The 13,787-nt window shown below is 72.0% G+C and carries 11 protein-coding genes; 2 read left to right on the top strand and 9 right to left on the bottom strand.

All coding sequences use genetic code 11. The features are described from left to right. Nucleotides 1-103 precede the first annotated feature (103 nt). The 3 genes from DEF28_RS02545 to DEF28_RS02535 all read right to left on the bottom strand — a co-directional run bounded on the left by DEF28_RS02545 (nt 104) and on the right by DEF28_RS02535 (nt 4,302). A complete protein-coding gene (locus DEF28_RS02545; RefSeq protein ID WP_114396963.1) occupies nt 104-832 on the bottom strand; it encodes a nucleotidyltransferase family protein in 729 nt (242 codons plus the stop codon). A gap of 117 nt (nt 833-949) precedes the next feature. Continuing rightward, nucleotides 950-3,373: an AAA family ATPase gene (locus tag DEF28_RS02540; RefSeq protein ID WP_114446100.1), complete on the bottom strand. Its 2,424-nt coding sequence runs from the start codon at nt 3,371-3,373 to the stop codon at nt 950-952. A 242-nt stretch (nt 3,374-3,615) separates the two neighbouring features. Continuing rightward, nucleotides 3,616-4,302: a ribonuclease HII gene (locus DEF28_RS02535; protein WP_233515052.1), complete on the bottom strand. Its 687-nt coding sequence runs from the start codon at nt 4,300-4,302 to the stop codon at nt 3,616-3,618. A gap of 454 nt (nt 4,303-4,756) precedes the next feature. Between DEF28_RS02535 and DEF28_RS02530 the strand changes: the two genes are divergently transcribed. Both DEF28_RS02530 and DEF28_RS02525 read left to right on the top strand, forming a co-directional pair. Continuing rightward, complete coding sequence (locus DEF28_RS02530; protein WP_114396960.1) at nt 4,757-5,443, top strand: hypothetical protein; 687 nt, start codon at nt 4,757-4,759, stop codon at nt 5,441-5,443. A gap of 254 nt (nt 5,444-5,697) precedes the next feature. Next, a complete protein-coding gene (locus DEF28_RS02525; protein WP_114396959.1) occupies nt 5,698-5,889 on the top strand; it encodes a hypothetical protein in 192 nt (63 codons plus the stop codon). A 101-nt stretch (nt 5,890-5,990) separates the two neighbouring features. On the opposite strand, the gene DEF28_RS02520 is transcribed toward DEF28_RS02525, so the two are convergent. The 6 genes from DEF28_RS02520 to nrdR form a co-directional block, all read right to left on the bottom strand. After that, nucleotides 5,991-7,436, bottom strand: coding sequence for an SPFH domain-containing protein (locus DEF28_RS02520; protein ID WP_114396958.1), 1,446 nt, complete (start codon nt 7,434-7,436; stop codon nt 5,991-5,993). Further along, entirely contained in the window at nt 7,437-9,077 is a 1,641-nt protein-coding gene (locus tag DEF28_RS02515) for an SPFH domain-containing protein (protein WP_114396957.1), read from the bottom strand. It abuts the gene before it with no gap. 165 nt (nt 9,078-9,242) lie between these two features. Beyond that, nucleotides 9,243-9,665: a cytotoxic translational repressor of toxin-antitoxin stability system gene (locus DEF28_RS28270; protein WP_114396956.1), complete on the bottom strand. Its 423-nt coding sequence runs from the start codon at nt 9,663-9,665 to the stop codon at nt 9,243-9,245. Then, nucleotides 9,662-10,078 carry a type II toxin-antitoxin system HicB family antitoxin gene (locus DEF28_RS02505; RefSeq protein WP_114396955.1) on the bottom strand — a complete coding sequence of 139 codons (417 nt, stop codon included), beginning with the start codon at nt 10,076-10,078 and terminating at the stop codon, nt 9,662-9,664. The genes DEF28_RS28270 and DEF28_RS02505 overlap by 4 nt, the downstream gene beginning before the upstream one ends. Before the next feature lie 152 nt (nt 10,079-10,230). Then, nucleotides 10,231-13,050, bottom strand: a complete 2,820-nt coding sequence (locus DEF28_RS02500; protein ID WP_114396954.1) for a vitamin B12-dependent ribonucleotide reductase — start codon at nt 13,048-13,050, stop codon at nt 10,231-10,233. 108 nt (nt 13,051-13,158) lie between these two features. Further along, on the bottom strand, nt 13,159-13,626 hold the full coding sequence (gene nrdR / locus DEF28_RS02495) for a transcriptional regulator NrdR (RefSeq protein WP_114396953.1): 468 nt from the start codon (nt 13,624-13,626) through the stop codon (nt 13,159-13,161). Nucleotides 13,627-13,787: the final 161 nt, after the last annotated feature.

Below are 13,787 nucleotides of genomic sequence, written 5' to 3'. Positions count from 1 at the left end.
CCGCCCGGGACGGCGCCGCCGCGGAGCCGCGGCGCGGCCGATCCTCCCGGCGCGCTCGCCTCCGGTCGCTGCCGGGTCCGCGCCGGGAGGGCCGGCCGGCGGCTCAGGACACCCGGGCGTCGCCGAGGAGCGCGGCGACCTGCTCGCCGGCCTCCTTGACGTCCTTCACCGTGTCGATGCCGCGCCAGAAGCCGTCGATGCGGTAGCCGAAGAGCCGGCCCTCCTCGGCGAGCCGGGGGAAGGTGCTGGACTCGTGGTCGCCCTTCTCCGGCAGCAGCGGGGTCGCTTCGGCCTCGAAGACGTAGACGCCGGCGTTGATCCAGAACGGCAGCAGGGGGCTCTGCGTGAAGCCCTCGATCAGTCCGTCGTCGGTGACGTCGACGATGCCCCAGGTGGTGCGGTACTGCGCGAGCGCGAGGGTGACGAGTCCGCCCTTCGCCCGGTGGCGGGCGGTGAACTCGTCCAGCGGGAACCAGGTGAGCACGTCACCGTTGAGCGCGAAGTACGGGCGGTCGGCGTCGCGCAGCCCCGAGGCGGCGAACCGCAGCGCCCCGCCGCGTCCCAGCGGCTCGTCCTCGACCAGCAGGGTGACCTCCGGCCCCTCCGTGCGGCCGCCGAGGTGCTCGCGCAGCACCTCGGCCTTGTACCCGCACGACACCACGACGTGCTCGACCCCGTGCCGGCCCAGCCACTCCAACTGGTGGTCGATGATGGGCCGGTCCGCGACCTCGACCATTGCCTTGGGGCGGGTGTCGGTGTAGGGCCGCAGGCGGGTCGCCTGGCCGCCGGCCAGGATGACGGCCTGCGTGATGGGGGCGCTGGAACCACTCATGCAGCGGACCCTAGCAGGGCGGAGTCGCCGTTCCGCGTGCAGAACGCGGCGTTTTCCGGCCATTCACCCTGGTTTGCCCCGTAGGGGGCGCACCGGCGGCCCGGAGCCGCCGCGCGGTCACGTCTGGGTGATCTCGGCGTACGCCTGCCGCAGGTCCGCGCTCGTGACGCGGGTGAGGTCGTCGGCGGTGGCGGCGTCGCCCAGCTCCTCGGCGACCCGCAGGTCGCGGTAGGAGCACGCCTTCTCGAACAGCGAGCGCGCGAACCGCCCGTTGCCCAGCTCGTCGATCCAGCCGGCCGCGCACACGTACCCGAAGATCTGGTGCAGGTCCTCGCGCGCCTGCTCCTCGAAGACGTCGCCGGTCTGCCCGGCGACGGCCTCGGCGATCTCCGTGAGCTCGTCCGGGGAGTAGCTCGGGAACGCCACCCGGACGTTGAAGCGGGAGGCGAGTCCGGCGTTGCTCGCCAGGAACCGGTCCATCTCCCCCGGATAGCCGGCGAGCACGATGACGAGCCGGGACCGGTCGTCCTCGGCGCGCTTCAGCAGCGTCTGGATGGCCTCGGCGCCGAACGCGTCGCCCCCGCTGTAGCCGGGGTTGGCCAGCGAGTACGCCTCGTCGACGAACAACACACCGCCCAGCGCCCGGTCGACCAGCTTGTTGGTCTTCACCGCCGTGGCGCCGAGGTGCTCGCCGACCAGGTCGACCCGGGACGCCTCCTGGACCTCCGCGCGGTTGAGCAGCCCGAGAGCAGCGAACACCCGGCCGAGGATGCGGGCCACCGTGGTCTTGCCGGTGCCGGGCGGGCCGACGAAGACGAAGTGCCGCATCGGCAGCTGGGTGCGCAGGCCCTGCCCCTCCCGGAGCCGGGACACCTGGAGCTGGGCGGCGATCGAGCGGACCTGGCGCTTGACCGGCTCCAGGCCGATCATGTCGTCCAGCTCGGCGAGCGCCTCGGCCAGGTCCGGCGTCCTGCTGAAGCCGGGCAGCCGCTCGGTCAGCTGCTGGTAGGCGGCCGCGATGTCGCCGGCGCGCACCGTGACCAGGTCCTCGGCCGCCGGCTGCCGGCCGGCCTCGCCCGAGGTGACCACCCGGACGTCGCGGGCCTCCGCCGCCTTCTCCACCAGCGAGCGCACGAACCGGCCGTTGCCCAGTTCGTCCACCGCCCCGCGCCGCGCCGCCTCGTCGAAGCGGGCCCGCAGCACCGGCCCGGCCTCCTCGTCCAGCACGTCGCCCCGCTGCTGGAACAGGTGCTCGGCGATGCTGTGCAGCTCCTCCGGCCGGTAGCTGGGGAACGTCACCCGCGTGGCGAACCGCGAGGCGAGGCCGGGGTTGGAGGCGAGGAAGCGGTCCATCTCCGCCTCGTACCCGGCCAGGATGACGACGAGCCGGTCGCGGTCGTCCTCGGCGCGCTTGAGCAGCGTCTGCACCGCCTCGTTGCCGAACCGGTCCGGCTGGCCGTCGCCGTCGTTGACCAGGGAGTACGCCTCGTCGATGAACAGCACGCCGCCGAGCGCCCGGTCCACGAGCTCGTTCGTCCTGATGGCCGTCGCGCCGAGGTACTCCCCCACCAGGTCGGCGCGCTGCGCCTCGACCACGTGCGGGGACGGCAGCAGGCCGAAGGAGTGGAAGATGGTGGCGAGCGTGCGGGCCACGCTCGTCTTCCCGGTGCCGGGCGGCCCGGAGAACACCAGGTGGCGCAGCGGCTTGTCCACCGCGTAGCCGGCGTCGGCGCGCAGCCGGGCCGCCTCGATGGACGCCGCTATCGCGCGGACCTGCTGCTTGACCGGCTCCAGGCCGATCATCCCCTCCAGTTCGGCCAGCGCCTCGTCAACGGGGACCGGCGGCACCGGCTCGCCGTCGCGGCCTCCGTGGCGGTCGCGGTACCCGCCGGCCGGGCCGCCGGCGTGCCGCTCCCGGCGCCGGGAGCCCGGCGGGTCCGCGGCGGGCGGCCCGGCCGCCTCCGCGGCGATGCCCCGCAGCTCCCGCCGCAGCCGGTACGCGGCGGCGGCCCGCCACAGCAGCGCCGCGCCGGCGGCGGCCACCGTGCACGTGATGCCGACGGCGGGCGGGACCGCGTCGGTGAGCATGCTGGTCAGGGCCACGGCGAGGCCGACGATCAGTCCGACCAGCAGCGCCAGCAGCGTGGTGTGCCACACCGGGAACTCGCGGATCCGGGTGGCGGCCACCGTGACGAGCGGCGGGAGGAGCAGCAGCACCAGCACGATCGGCGCGCCCGCGAGCGGGATCTGGAACAGGGGGTAGGCGACGGCCAGCCAGACGGCGCAGACCAGCGCGGTCGCCACCGCCTCGCCGGAGCGCATCAGCGCGGCGAACAGCGCGAGCACCAGCACGGTCGCGGTGACGACCAGGAGCACGGAGACGTCCGCGAGGAACGCGGCCAGCGCGGCGACCGTCACCGCCACGAGGCCGGCGAGCAGCCGGGAGCGCGGCGGATACCGGTCGTAGAGGGACCGCAGCCGCTGGAGCGGCGGCGGCGCCGCCGGTCGGCCCGTGGTCCGGGGTCGGTCGTCACGCGGCATCGCTGCCCCCTTCGCCCCTGTGACCCGCGGATGCTCCCCGCCGCGGCCGTCGTCGCCACCCTTGTATAGCGCACTCGGACGCCGCGCCCGCCCCTCGGAGGGATCCGCCGGGTCCGGACGGCGCGCCGCCGCGCGGCCCGGGGGCGGGCGCGGTGCGCACCGCCCCATACTGCCGCCTGGCGCACGGCTTGGACAGGGACCGCCCGCCCCTCGGAGGCACGGCGTTTCGGGGGCGATCCGCCTCAGAGCAGGCTGAGCTGCCCGCCGGGGCCGGGCCGCGGCCGGCGCAGGTGGCGCCATTTCGGCAGGTCGTCCAGATAGGACCAGGACATCCGGTGGTGCGGAGTGGGCCCCAGTTCCGCGAGGGTCTCCCGGTGCGCCGGAGAGGGGTATCCCGCGGCGCTGCCGAACCCGTAGCCGGGGAAGTCGGTGTCGAGTTCGGCCATGAGGGCGTCGCGGTACACCTTGGCGAGCACGGAGGCGGCGGCGACCGTCACGCAGGTGAGGTCGGCCTGGATCTGGGTGCGCACCGGCCACGGCGCGCCGAGGTAGTCGTGCTTGCCGTCGAGGATGACGCCGTCGGGGCGGGCGGCCAGGCCCTCCAGGGCCCGCACGGCGGCGCGGCGCAGCGCCTCGGTCATCCCGAACTCGTCGATCTCGGCCGGGGTGGCGTGGCCGAACGCGTGGTCGCGCACCCACGGGCGGACGAGGTCGCCCATGGCCAGGCGCCGCTTCGGGGTGAGCTTCTTGGAGTCGGTGAGGCCCTCCGGCGGCTCGGAGCCGTCGGTGACCGCCGCACACACGACGACGGGACCGGCCCAGGCGCCGCGCCCCACCTCGTCGACCCCGGCGACGAGGGTCGCGCCGCCGGCGGCGAGCTCCCGTTCGAGCGTGTACGTGGGCGGGATGACGGAGGACTTCGCTGGCACGCTCCCCAGCGTAGACCGCTCCGGCGGGCGGCGGAGCCCGCTCCGCGGCACCGCGCCGGCCCCCGGGGCGCCGGCGCGGGCCGCGGGAGGGCCGGACCCGCGTGTGCCCATGGCGCCCGGCGGTGGCGTTCGGTAGTTTCTCCCTGACCGCGGGTAGACGGTGCGGAGTGGGGGCGGTTCCGGTGGTGCTGCGGCGGGTGGCCGCCGGGCGGCGGCGGCCTGGGCCACGGGGCACGGCTGCCGTCCGGCCGGATAGCCCCGCGGGCGGGCGCCCGGTGCCGCCGCGGGCCGCTGCGGCTTCGGCGAAGCGGCCCGAGCAGGCCCCGCCGCTCCCCTATCCTGATGGTCTGGCCGCCGTGCGCGGCCGCCGTTGCGACACGGCCGTGACACGTCCGGCCGCCGTCCGCACCACACCACCCGACCAGCCACGACTCGCCTTTGGGGGCCGCCCACCATGTCCGCCACTCCTCCGCTCGGTGGAAACCCCTCGTCCGCAGGGACGTCGCCCGCCGGTGAGGACTCGGTCGCGAAGCTCATCGAGATCGCCCACAAGCCCACACTCGGGCAGCGGCTCATCTCGTGGGCGTCCCGTCCGCCGGGCCGGCTCTACCTGCCCGTGTGCGCACTGGTCGGTCTCGTCCTGCTGTACGAGGACAGCGTGCCCGGAGGCCACCTGCCCAGCCTCGTCGTCGGGGTGGGCGGCGGGGCGCTGCTCGCCGCGATGGGCGCGCTGCGGCTCGGCATCGCGCTGACCATCGCCCGGCCGATGATCCGCGTCTACTGGCTGCGCTGGATCACCGCCCCGCTGATCGCGGGGCTGGCCATCGTGCTGTCGGTGGCCGACGTCCCCCTGCAGACCCGGCTCGACCTGTCCGCACGGGCGCTGCTGCACGTGCGCGACACCGTCGACCGCTCCACGACCATCCCGATGAACGGGGAGTGGGCCGGCCTCTACCCGCTCCAGGCCGCCACGGTGCGCGACGGGGTGGCACGGTTCACCGTGCAGGGGGCGGGGCTGCTGGGCACCTCCGGCCTGGCCCACAGCAGCGAACCGCTGCCCACGGACGTGTTCGTGCCCGGCCACGGCGGCGTGGTGTACGAGCACATCAAGGGCGACTGGTACTCGTGGAGCGAGTACTGATCCCTCGCAGCCGCGGCGGGCGGAGCGCCGCCGCGCCCCGGCCGGGGCGCGCGGCGCGGCGGCGGGAGCAGGCCCGCGACATGCGCGGTCGGGCCTTGCGCCGCGGGAACTCATCGGGTTCCCTCGTCGGGGGTGGTTCTTGTCATCGGTCCGTCACGCGGATGTACACCCGCGTCTCACCGCTGCTTTAACCTTCCCCGGATACATATCTGAACGCGACATCGACACGCACACGCGGCCAGACGAGGGACGGTATGAACGAATTCATGACGACGCTGCACCTTCGCATCTACGACGCGTTGGAGTCGCTGCGGCGCGCTCGGGATGTCGGCGACCGCGACCTCGTGGTGGCGCAGGCCGGCGAGATCGAGGACCTCGTGGAGATCGCGGCACGGCACGGGGTCGACATCGACTGCGGGTACCGCGAGCTGGCGCACGCCGCCTGACCCGGGCCCGGCGGGCCCGGCGCTCCGTCGCCCGGCCGCCCGGGCACGACGAGGGGGCGCCCCCGCCGGGAGCGCCCCCTCGTCGTGTCCGCGGACCCGGGTCAGCGCCGCTTGGACCGCCGGCCGTACCCCTCGCCGTTCTCGAACTGCTGGCGCATGGCCTCCTCCTGCTCCTGCTGGTACTGCTGCTGGAGGTCCTGCTGGCGTTCGGCCGCCGCGGCGACCGCGCCCTGGGCGTGGCGGAACACGTCGGACGCCTCCACCGCGGCCTGGCCGCGGGCGGCCGCCGGGCGGGCGGACCGCCGCTCGCCCAGGTCGGGCAGCAGCTGGGCGAGCAGCAGCGTGGACAGCGCGGAGGAGTCGCCCACCCCGCCCTCGGTCCGCACCACGACCGGCTGCGGCGCGTTCTCCGCCAGCCGGGCGCCCACGTCGAGCCGCCGCCGGGCCAGCTCGTACTGCAGCACGGCGCGGTTGTCCCGGTAGGAGGTGGCGAGGCGCTGCTGCGCCTTGGCCTCGTTCTGCGCGGCGACGAGGTCCGCCCGGCCGCGCGTCTCGATCTCGTACCGCACCCGCTGGGCCTCGGTCTCCTGCTCCTCCAGCATCTGGGCGACGTCCTTGCGGGCCTTGTTCAGGGCCGCGTTGACCTCGACGATCTTGGCGTCGCGCGTCTTCTTGGAGCGCTCGATGTCCATGAGCAGCGTGTCGATCCGCCGCTTGCGCGTGAGCTCCCACTCCTGCTCGTAGGCCACCAGCTCCTTGGCGACCCGCTCGCGGGTGGCGAGGTGCTGCTGGTACTGGTTGGGCAGCTGGACGTCGGGGATGTTGCACCCCATGATCCGCACGCCGTACCGGCTGAGCTGGCGGTTCAGCAGGTCCTGCATGTCCGCGACGTCGGAGCCGCGCAGGTCGTAGGCGCCCTCGGTCCGCACCTGGCGGCTGCGCTGCCGGATGGCGTCCTGCACGGCGTTGGACAGCACGAGGTCGAAGTTGCTGGCCCCGATGGTGCGCACGAAGGCGACCGCGTCGATGATCCGGAACTTCAGGAAGAACTCGATGGACTTGAGCGGGACGTTCTCCCGGGTGGGGCACGCCTGGACCGGCGCCGTGTACGGGATCTCGGTGGAGGTGTCCACGACGAAGTCCACCCGGGCCCACGGGTGCCACAGGTAGTGCCGGCCCGGGTCCAGGACACCGACCACCGCGCCGAACTTCGTGAGCACGCCGGTGGTGCCCTGCTCGATCTCCACGATCGAGGAGCGCCACCACCACAGCCCGGCGAGCAGCAGGCTGAGGAGGGAGAGCACCAGCGTGCCGACGACCAGGCCGCCGGCCAGGGCGTTGGCTGCCCCGATCAGGGAGACACCGAGCAGCCACAGCCCGATCCAGACGAGCACCAGCCACCGCAGCCCGCGGCCGTCGCGGGGGATCACGACCGGGACGAGCTGGCCCTGGTCCCCGCCGCGCAGCAGGCGCGCGATGTCGCCCCATGAGGCGAGCGACTCCTTGATGCTGGAGGAGCCGCGCGCGTTCGCGCCTGAGTTCGCCATCTACTGACCCTCCTGCTCCCGCGCGGTGCCGGCGATGCCGCCCAACCGCTCGCCGATGACGTCGTCGGAGACCGACTGGCGGATCTCCTCCACCCGGTCCGCGCCGGGCACGTCGGGCACCCGCTCGGGGTCGGGGGCCTCGACGGTGGACCGCTCCGCCGCCAGCAGTTCGGAGATCTCGGCCTCGCGCGCGGCGATGCGCTCGGAGATGTCGGCCAGCCGGGTGCGGATGGCGGCCATGTCCGCCTCGGAGAACAGCTCCTCGTCGGCACCCCCGATGATCTGCCGCGCCACCTGGAGGAAGTCGACGCTGGCGGTGCTGCCGTCGCCGATCTGCACCATCTGCGGCAGGCTCTCGGCCACGGACTCCAGCTTGTCCAGCAGGTCCTGCTGGAAGCGGTAGTTGAGGATCTCCGGCGCCTCGGCGGCGCTCACGGCGCGGATGTCCAGCGCCTGCGCCTGGAGCAGCGCCGCGTTGGCGTTCGCGGTGCTCTCGGCCTCGACGAACCGCTGCCGGGCGAGCGCCCGGGCCCGGTTGGTCTCGCGCTCCAGGGCGGTGTCCATCTGCGCCTGGTACTGCGCGATGTCGGCCTGGATCGCCGAGAGGGTCTCGTTCAGCGAGGCGAGCTCCTTGTTGAGGTCGCCCTCGTTCTGCTCCTTGCGCAGCTGCAGCTCGTACTCGTAGGTGTAGGCCTCCTTGGCGACCCGCACCATCTCCGGCGCGGCGAGGTCCATCCGGTACTCCTGGCTGGACGGCTCGGCGTGCGTGATGTTGGCGTTGGTCAGCCGCACGGCCGGGAGGAACTGCTGGTTGAGCTGGTCGAGCAGCCGGGCGGTGTTCTCACCGACCAGGTCGTAGATGTCCGAGGCCTGCTGGTCGTAGATGAGGCTGCGGGTGGTCTCGCTGATCGCGTTGTTCAGCTTGTCCTGGAAGCCCTGGACCGCGCCGAGGACGAAGATGAACTCCTCGGGGTTCTCGATCCGGAACTGCAGGAAGAGGTCGACCGACGCCTTGACGCCGCTCTTGGTGGGCGCCTCGCGGATCGGCGCGTTGAAGGGGTACTCCCGGGTGGTGTTGACGATGTAGGAGACCCGCTTCCAGGGGTTCAGGAGCGTGACCCGGCCGGGGCCGACGATCTGCTCCAGCTTGCCGAACTTCGTGATCAGCGCCTGGCAGCCGTCCGGCACCATGACCATCCCCTGGCGCCACCACATGAAGGCCGCGACGGCGGCGATGATGAGCCAGAAGTGCGGGCCGAAGAGGAGGAGGGCGGCGTTGGGGACCGGGGCGGTGAGCACGGCGCCGACGACGCCGGCGATGGCCAGCAGGATCACCGGCAGCATGGCGGCCAGGGTCCGGCCGCGCGGGATCACCATGGGCGAGATGACGTGCACCGGGCCGCCGGCGCCGACCTCGACCTTGCTGCGGTTCAGCACCTCGCCGGCGTTGTTGAGCGAGGTCGTCTGCTGCTCGATCCGGGTGCCCACCGAGGCGCCCTGCTCACGGGCGGCGAGGAAATCACCCGGGTCGAGTCCGAACCCCTCCGTCGTCTGGCTGATCGCGTTGGACACCGCCTCCCGAGGATCGCCGCCCTGGGCGATCGCTCCGGCGGCCCCACGCACGGACTGCGCGAAGGACATGGGCACCTACTCCTTGGGACGAGGAAGACGATGACTCCGACGCGGGCAGCCGCGGGTCGGTTCCGGCGTGCCTGCTCAGAAGTCCTGGCATCGTCCCACAGGGTTACGGTCCGGCAGGTGGCGAGAACATAACCATCCATTACCGACGGCGGCGCGTCACCCGTGTCACCCTTCGGTCCAGTAGCGCGTGAGCCGTGCGATCGCCTCCTCCTTGCCCAGCTTCGCCACCTCGGCCTCGGACAGCCCCACCTGGGTGATCAGCAGATGCACCAGATCAGCGGGGAGGGCGTCCCGCGGCACGGCCGGGCGTCCTCGATCGGGTAGGACCTCGTCACGGACACAGGCCCAGAAGACCGCCTCGTCAACATCGAGCTGGTCACGGAGAATGTGCTGCCAGATGCCGCGGCCGTAGCGCGTCCGGTCGACCGGATGGGAGACTCGCGTCCGCAGTACCCGCCCGTCAGTCAGCACGAGCTCGTATGTGATGTGGTGAGTGCCCGTGCGTCCGCGGGCGTTGCGCACGAGAGTCCATCCCTCGACCTGGCAGAACCGCTCGTGATCGCGGCGCGTCGGCTGCGGCCAGATCATCCTCCTTCTCCCAGTAGCCAGGCCCGTAGCTGCTGGTCATCACTGAGAGTGATCAACTGGACAAGCCCCCAGTTCTCCCGGTGGTCCACCGCGTCGAGCAGGTGGTCCTGCCAGTCCTCCGCGTATTCGCGCAGCGCATCGACCATCTCGACGACGGCTTCCTCGAAGGTCGCTCCGTCGGCGGCGACCGGCAGTCCGTCGATGAAGACCGACCAGCCGTCAGCCTCGGGTACGACCTGCGCGCGTGCCGGAGTCACAGTCGCCAGATAGTGCCGCAACCGCGCCGCGTCAACGACTGCCGCTGTAGCGGCCTCCCTGCGCATAGTGGCGACACGGCCTCGCTCCGCCGCGTCCAGGAGATCCTTCAGGTGGGATCTAGCCTCGGAGTAACTATCAAAGTGAACAGCGGCCATGGCGGACCACCTCCCGGCCAGCAACTATAGCAATGCACGTACGTCGCGTACGCGACGTACGTTGCAGGGAACCGACTGCGGGGGACCGGCTCCGGCCGGTCCCCCGCGGTTGATCTGTTACGGCGATCGCCTCACATCGGCGAGCTCGGCCGCTAGCTGCACCCGCTCGTGGATCCGCAGCCCTCGCACACGTAGCAGCTGCCCGACGGCCGCATCTTGGTGCCGCAGGTGACGCAGAGCGGGGCATCGGCGGTGAAGCCCTGCTTCAGCTCCAGCAGCTCCGTCGTGGTGTGCGCCGTCCGGGTCTCGCGGGACGGGCGCTCGGACTCGGCGTCCTCCGCGCTGACCGGGGCGGACTGGGCGTAGGACTCCACCTGGGCGGCGACCTGCGCGGGGTCCTCGCCGGCGAGCTGGGCCGCGCGCTCCTCCGCCGAGAGGACGCCCAGGGCGGCGCGCTCCTCGTAGGGGAGGTAGTCCAGCGCCAGGCGGCGGAAGATGTAGTCGACCACCGACTGGGCCATGCGGATGTCCGGGTCGTCGGTCATGCCGGCCGGGTCGAACCGCATGTTCGTGAACTTCTCGACGTAGGTCTCCAGCGGGACGCCGTACTGCAGGGCGATGGAGATGGCGATCGAGAACGCGTCCATGACGCCGGCGAGGGTCGAGCCCTGCTTGCCGAGCTTCATGAAGACCTCGCCGAGGCCGTCGTCGGGGTAGGACCCGGCGGTGATGTAGCCCTCGGCGCCGCCCACCGTGAAGGAGACGGTCTGGCTCGGCCGCTTCTTGGGCAGCCGGCGCCGCACCGGGCGGTTGACCTCGACCACCGCGGGCTCCGGCTCGGCCTTCTCCTCGCTCTTGGCCGTGGAGAGCGGCTGGCCGACCTTGCAGTTGTCGCGGTAGACGGCGAGGGCCTTCAGGCCGAGCTTCCAGCCCTGGAAGTAGATGTGCTCGAAGTCCTCGACGGTCGCCTCCTCGGGGACGTTCACCGTCTTGGAGATCGCGCCCGAGAGGAACGGCTGCACGGCCGCCATCATCTCGACGTGGCCCATGGGCTTGATGTAGCGCTTGCCCATGGCGCAGTCGAACACCTCGTAGTGCTCCTGCCGCAGGCCCGGAGCGTCCACGACGTGGCCGTTCTCCGAGATGTACTCGACGATGGCCTCGATCTGCTCCTGCTGGTAGCCGAGGTTCTTCAGCGCCCGCGGGATCGCCTGGTTGACGATCTGCATGGAGCCGCCGCCGACCAGCTTCTTGTACTTGACCAGCGAGAAGTCCGGCTCGATGCCGGTGGTGTCGCAGTCCATCATGAAGCCGATGGTGCCGGTGGGGGCGAGCAGGCTGGCCTGGGCGTTGCGCCAGCCGTTGCGCTCGCCGGTCTTCAGGCAGTCCTCCCACGCGCGGGTGGCGGCGGTCGCGATCTCGCGGTCCATCGCGCCGACCGTGCGGAGGTCGTCGTTGGCGGCGGCGTGCTTGCGCATGACGCGCTTGTGGGCGTCGGCGTTCTTGGCGTAGCCGTCGTAGGCGCCCACGACTCCGGCCAGCTCGGCGCTGCGCTTGTAGGCGGTGCCGGTCATGAGGGAGGTGATGGCCGCCGCGAGCGCCCGGCCGCCGTCGGAGTCGTAGGCGTGGCCGGTGGCCATCAGCAGCGCACCGAGGTTGGCGTAGCCGATCCCCAGCTGGCGGAAGGCGCGGCTGGTCTCGCCGATCTTCTCGGTCGGGAAGTCGGCGAAGGTGATGGAGATGTCCATCGCCGTGATGATCAGCTCGGTGAGCCGGACGAAGTTCTCGATGTCGAAGGTGTCGTCGTCCCGCAGGAACTTCAGCAGGTTGATCGACGCCAGGTTGCACGAGGAGTTGTCCAGGTGCACGTACTCCGAGCAGGGGTTGCTCGCCGTGATCCGGCCGCTCTCGGGGGTGGTGTGCCAGTCGTTGATGGTGTCGTCGTACTGCAGCCCCGGGTCGGCGCACTCCCACGCGGCGCGGGCCATGGAATGGAACAGCTTCTTGGCGTCGACCGTGGCGATGACCTCGCCGGTGGTGCGGGAGGTGAGCCCGAACTCCGAGCCGGTCTCCACCGCGCGCATGAAGGTGTCGGAGACCCGGACCGAGTTGTTGGCGTTCTGGTACTGCACGCTGACGATGTCGGAGCCGCCCAGGTCGACGTCGAACCCGGCGTCGCGCAGCGCCCGGATCTTGTGCTCCTCGCGTGCCTTGGTCTCGATGAACTCCTCGATGTCGGGGTGGTCGACGTCGAGGACCACCATCTTGGCCGCGCGGCGGGTGGCGCCGCCGGACTTGATGGTGCCGGCGGAGGCGTCGGCGCCGCGCATGAAGGACACCGGCCCCGAGGCGGTGCCGCCCGAGGACAGCAGCTCCTTGCTGGAGCGCAGGCGGGAGAGGTTCACCCCCGCGCCCGAGCCGCCCTTGAAGATGATCCCCTCCTCCTTGTACCAGTCGAGGATCGACTCCATGGTGTCGTCCACGGACAGGATGAAGCAGGCGGACACCTGCTGCTTGGAGGCGGTGCCGACGTTGAACCACACCGGGGAGTTGAAGCTGAAGAGCTGGTGCACGAGGGCGTACTTCAGCTCGTGGTCGAAGATCTCGGCGTCCTCGTCGCCGGCGAAGTAGCCGTTCTCGCGTCCCGTGGCGGTGTACATGCCGGCCACGCGGTCCACGAGCTGCTTGAGGCTCCACTCGCGCTCGGGGGTGCCGAGGGCGCCACGGAAGTACTTGCTGGCCACGATCTGCGTGGCGTTCATCGACCAGGCGGCCGGGAACTCGACGCCGCGCTGCTCGAAGTTGACCGACCCGTCGCGCCAGTTGGTCATGACGACGTCTCGGCGCTCCCACTCGACCTCGTCGTAGGGGTGGGTGCCGGGCGAGGTGAAGATACGCCGGATCCTGAGTCCCTTCCGCTGCGGCTGCCCCCTGCCCTTGCGTGTCGCTGAGCCGCTGGTGGTCTCCGTCATTTCCACTCCCCCTGATATCTCGCCCATACCCGATTGGCGCATCGCCCGGCGCGGTCGCCCGGTGCTCCGGTGCGGCACGTACGCGGGGCGGGGCCGTGTGCGCTCGGCCTACTCGGCCCCGCCGGCTCTGGCCCGGTCCGCGCGCAGCATCGCGATCTCGTTCTCGAAGTCCGTCAGGGACTCGAAGCCGCGGTACACCGACGCGAAGTGGAGGTAGGTCACCTCGTCGAGCTCCCGGAGCGGGCCGAGGATCGCGAGCCCGATCTCGTGGGCCGGGACCTCGGCGAGGCCGCGGCCGCGGATCTCCTCCTCGACCTGCTGGCCGAGCTTCGCGAGTGCGTCTTCGGTGACCGGCCGCCCCTGGCAGGCGCGCCGCACCCCGGCGATGATCTTGCCCCGGGAGAACGGCTCGGTGACCCCGGACCGCTTGGCCACCATGAGCAGCACGGTCTCCTGGGTGGTGAAGCGGCGGCCGCAGGCCGGACAGGACCGGCGGCGGCGGATCGCCGCGCCGTCGTCGGTCGACCGGCTGTCGATCACCCGGGTGTCAGGATGGCGGCAGAACGGACAGTGCATGCCGGCACGCCTCCCCCCACATCCGCATCGCCGATGCCTCCCGCACCCGCACGGGCGCGCCGCGCGAGCGGGGCGGCGTCCGTGCCGACGTTGGTGTTCCACATCTGTCCGGGACGACGCCCCGAAATGATCCGGTACCTACTAAAGCACAATTTCTAGGC

The organism is Marinitenerispora sediminis, from assembly GCF_003336425.1.
GTDB classification, from domain to species: Bacteria; Actinomycetota; Actinomycetes; order Streptosporangiales; family Streptosporangiaceae; genus Marinitenerispora; species Marinitenerispora sediminis.
The sequence above is the reverse complement of the archived record's forward strand: the minus strand, read 5'-3'. Positions and strand labels throughout refer to the sequence as shown.

Bases quoted from the DNA above. Each gene is read 5' to 3' on its own strand.
- DEF28_RS02520 (WP_114396958.1), bottom strand. From the start codon at position 7,436: ATGGCGAACTCAGGCGCGAACGCGCGCGGCTCCTCCAGCATCAAGGAG.
- DEF28_RS02540 (WP_114446100.1), bottom strand. From the start codon at position 3,373: ATGCCGCGTGACGACCGACCCCGGACCACGGGCCGACCGGCGGCGCCG.
- DEF28_RS02505 (WP_114396955.1), bottom strand. From the start codon at position 10,078: ATGGCCGCTGTTCACTTTGATAGTTACTCCGAGGCTAGATCCCACCTG.
- DEF28_RS02530 (WP_114396960.1), top strand. From the start codon at position 4,757: ATGTCCGCCACTCCTCCGCTCGGTGGAAACCCCTCGTCCGCAGGGACG.
- DEF28_RS02545 (WP_114396963.1), bottom strand. From the start codon at position 832: ATGAGTGGTTCCAGCGCCCCCATCACGCAGGCCGTCATCCTGGCCGGC.
- DEF28_RS02525 (WP_114396959.1), top strand. From the start codon at position 5,698: ATGAACGAATTCATGACGACGCTGCACCTTCGCATCTACGACGCGTTG.
- DEF28_RS02500 (WP_114396954.1), bottom strand. From the start codon at position 13,050: ATGACGGAGACCACCAGCGGCTCAGCGACACGCAAGGGCAGGGGGCAG.
- DEF28_RS28270 (WP_114396956.1), bottom strand. From the start codon at position 9,665: ATGATCTGGCCGCAGCCGACGCGCCGCGATCACGAGCGGTTCTGCCAG.
- nrdR (WP_114396953.1), bottom strand. From the start codon at position 13,626: ATGCACTGTCCGTTCTGCCGCCATCCTGACACCCGGGTGATCGACAGC.
- DEF28_RS02515 (WP_114396957.1), bottom strand. From the start codon at position 9,077: ATGTCCTTCGCGCAGTCCGTGCGTGGGGCCGCCGGAGCGATCGCCCAG.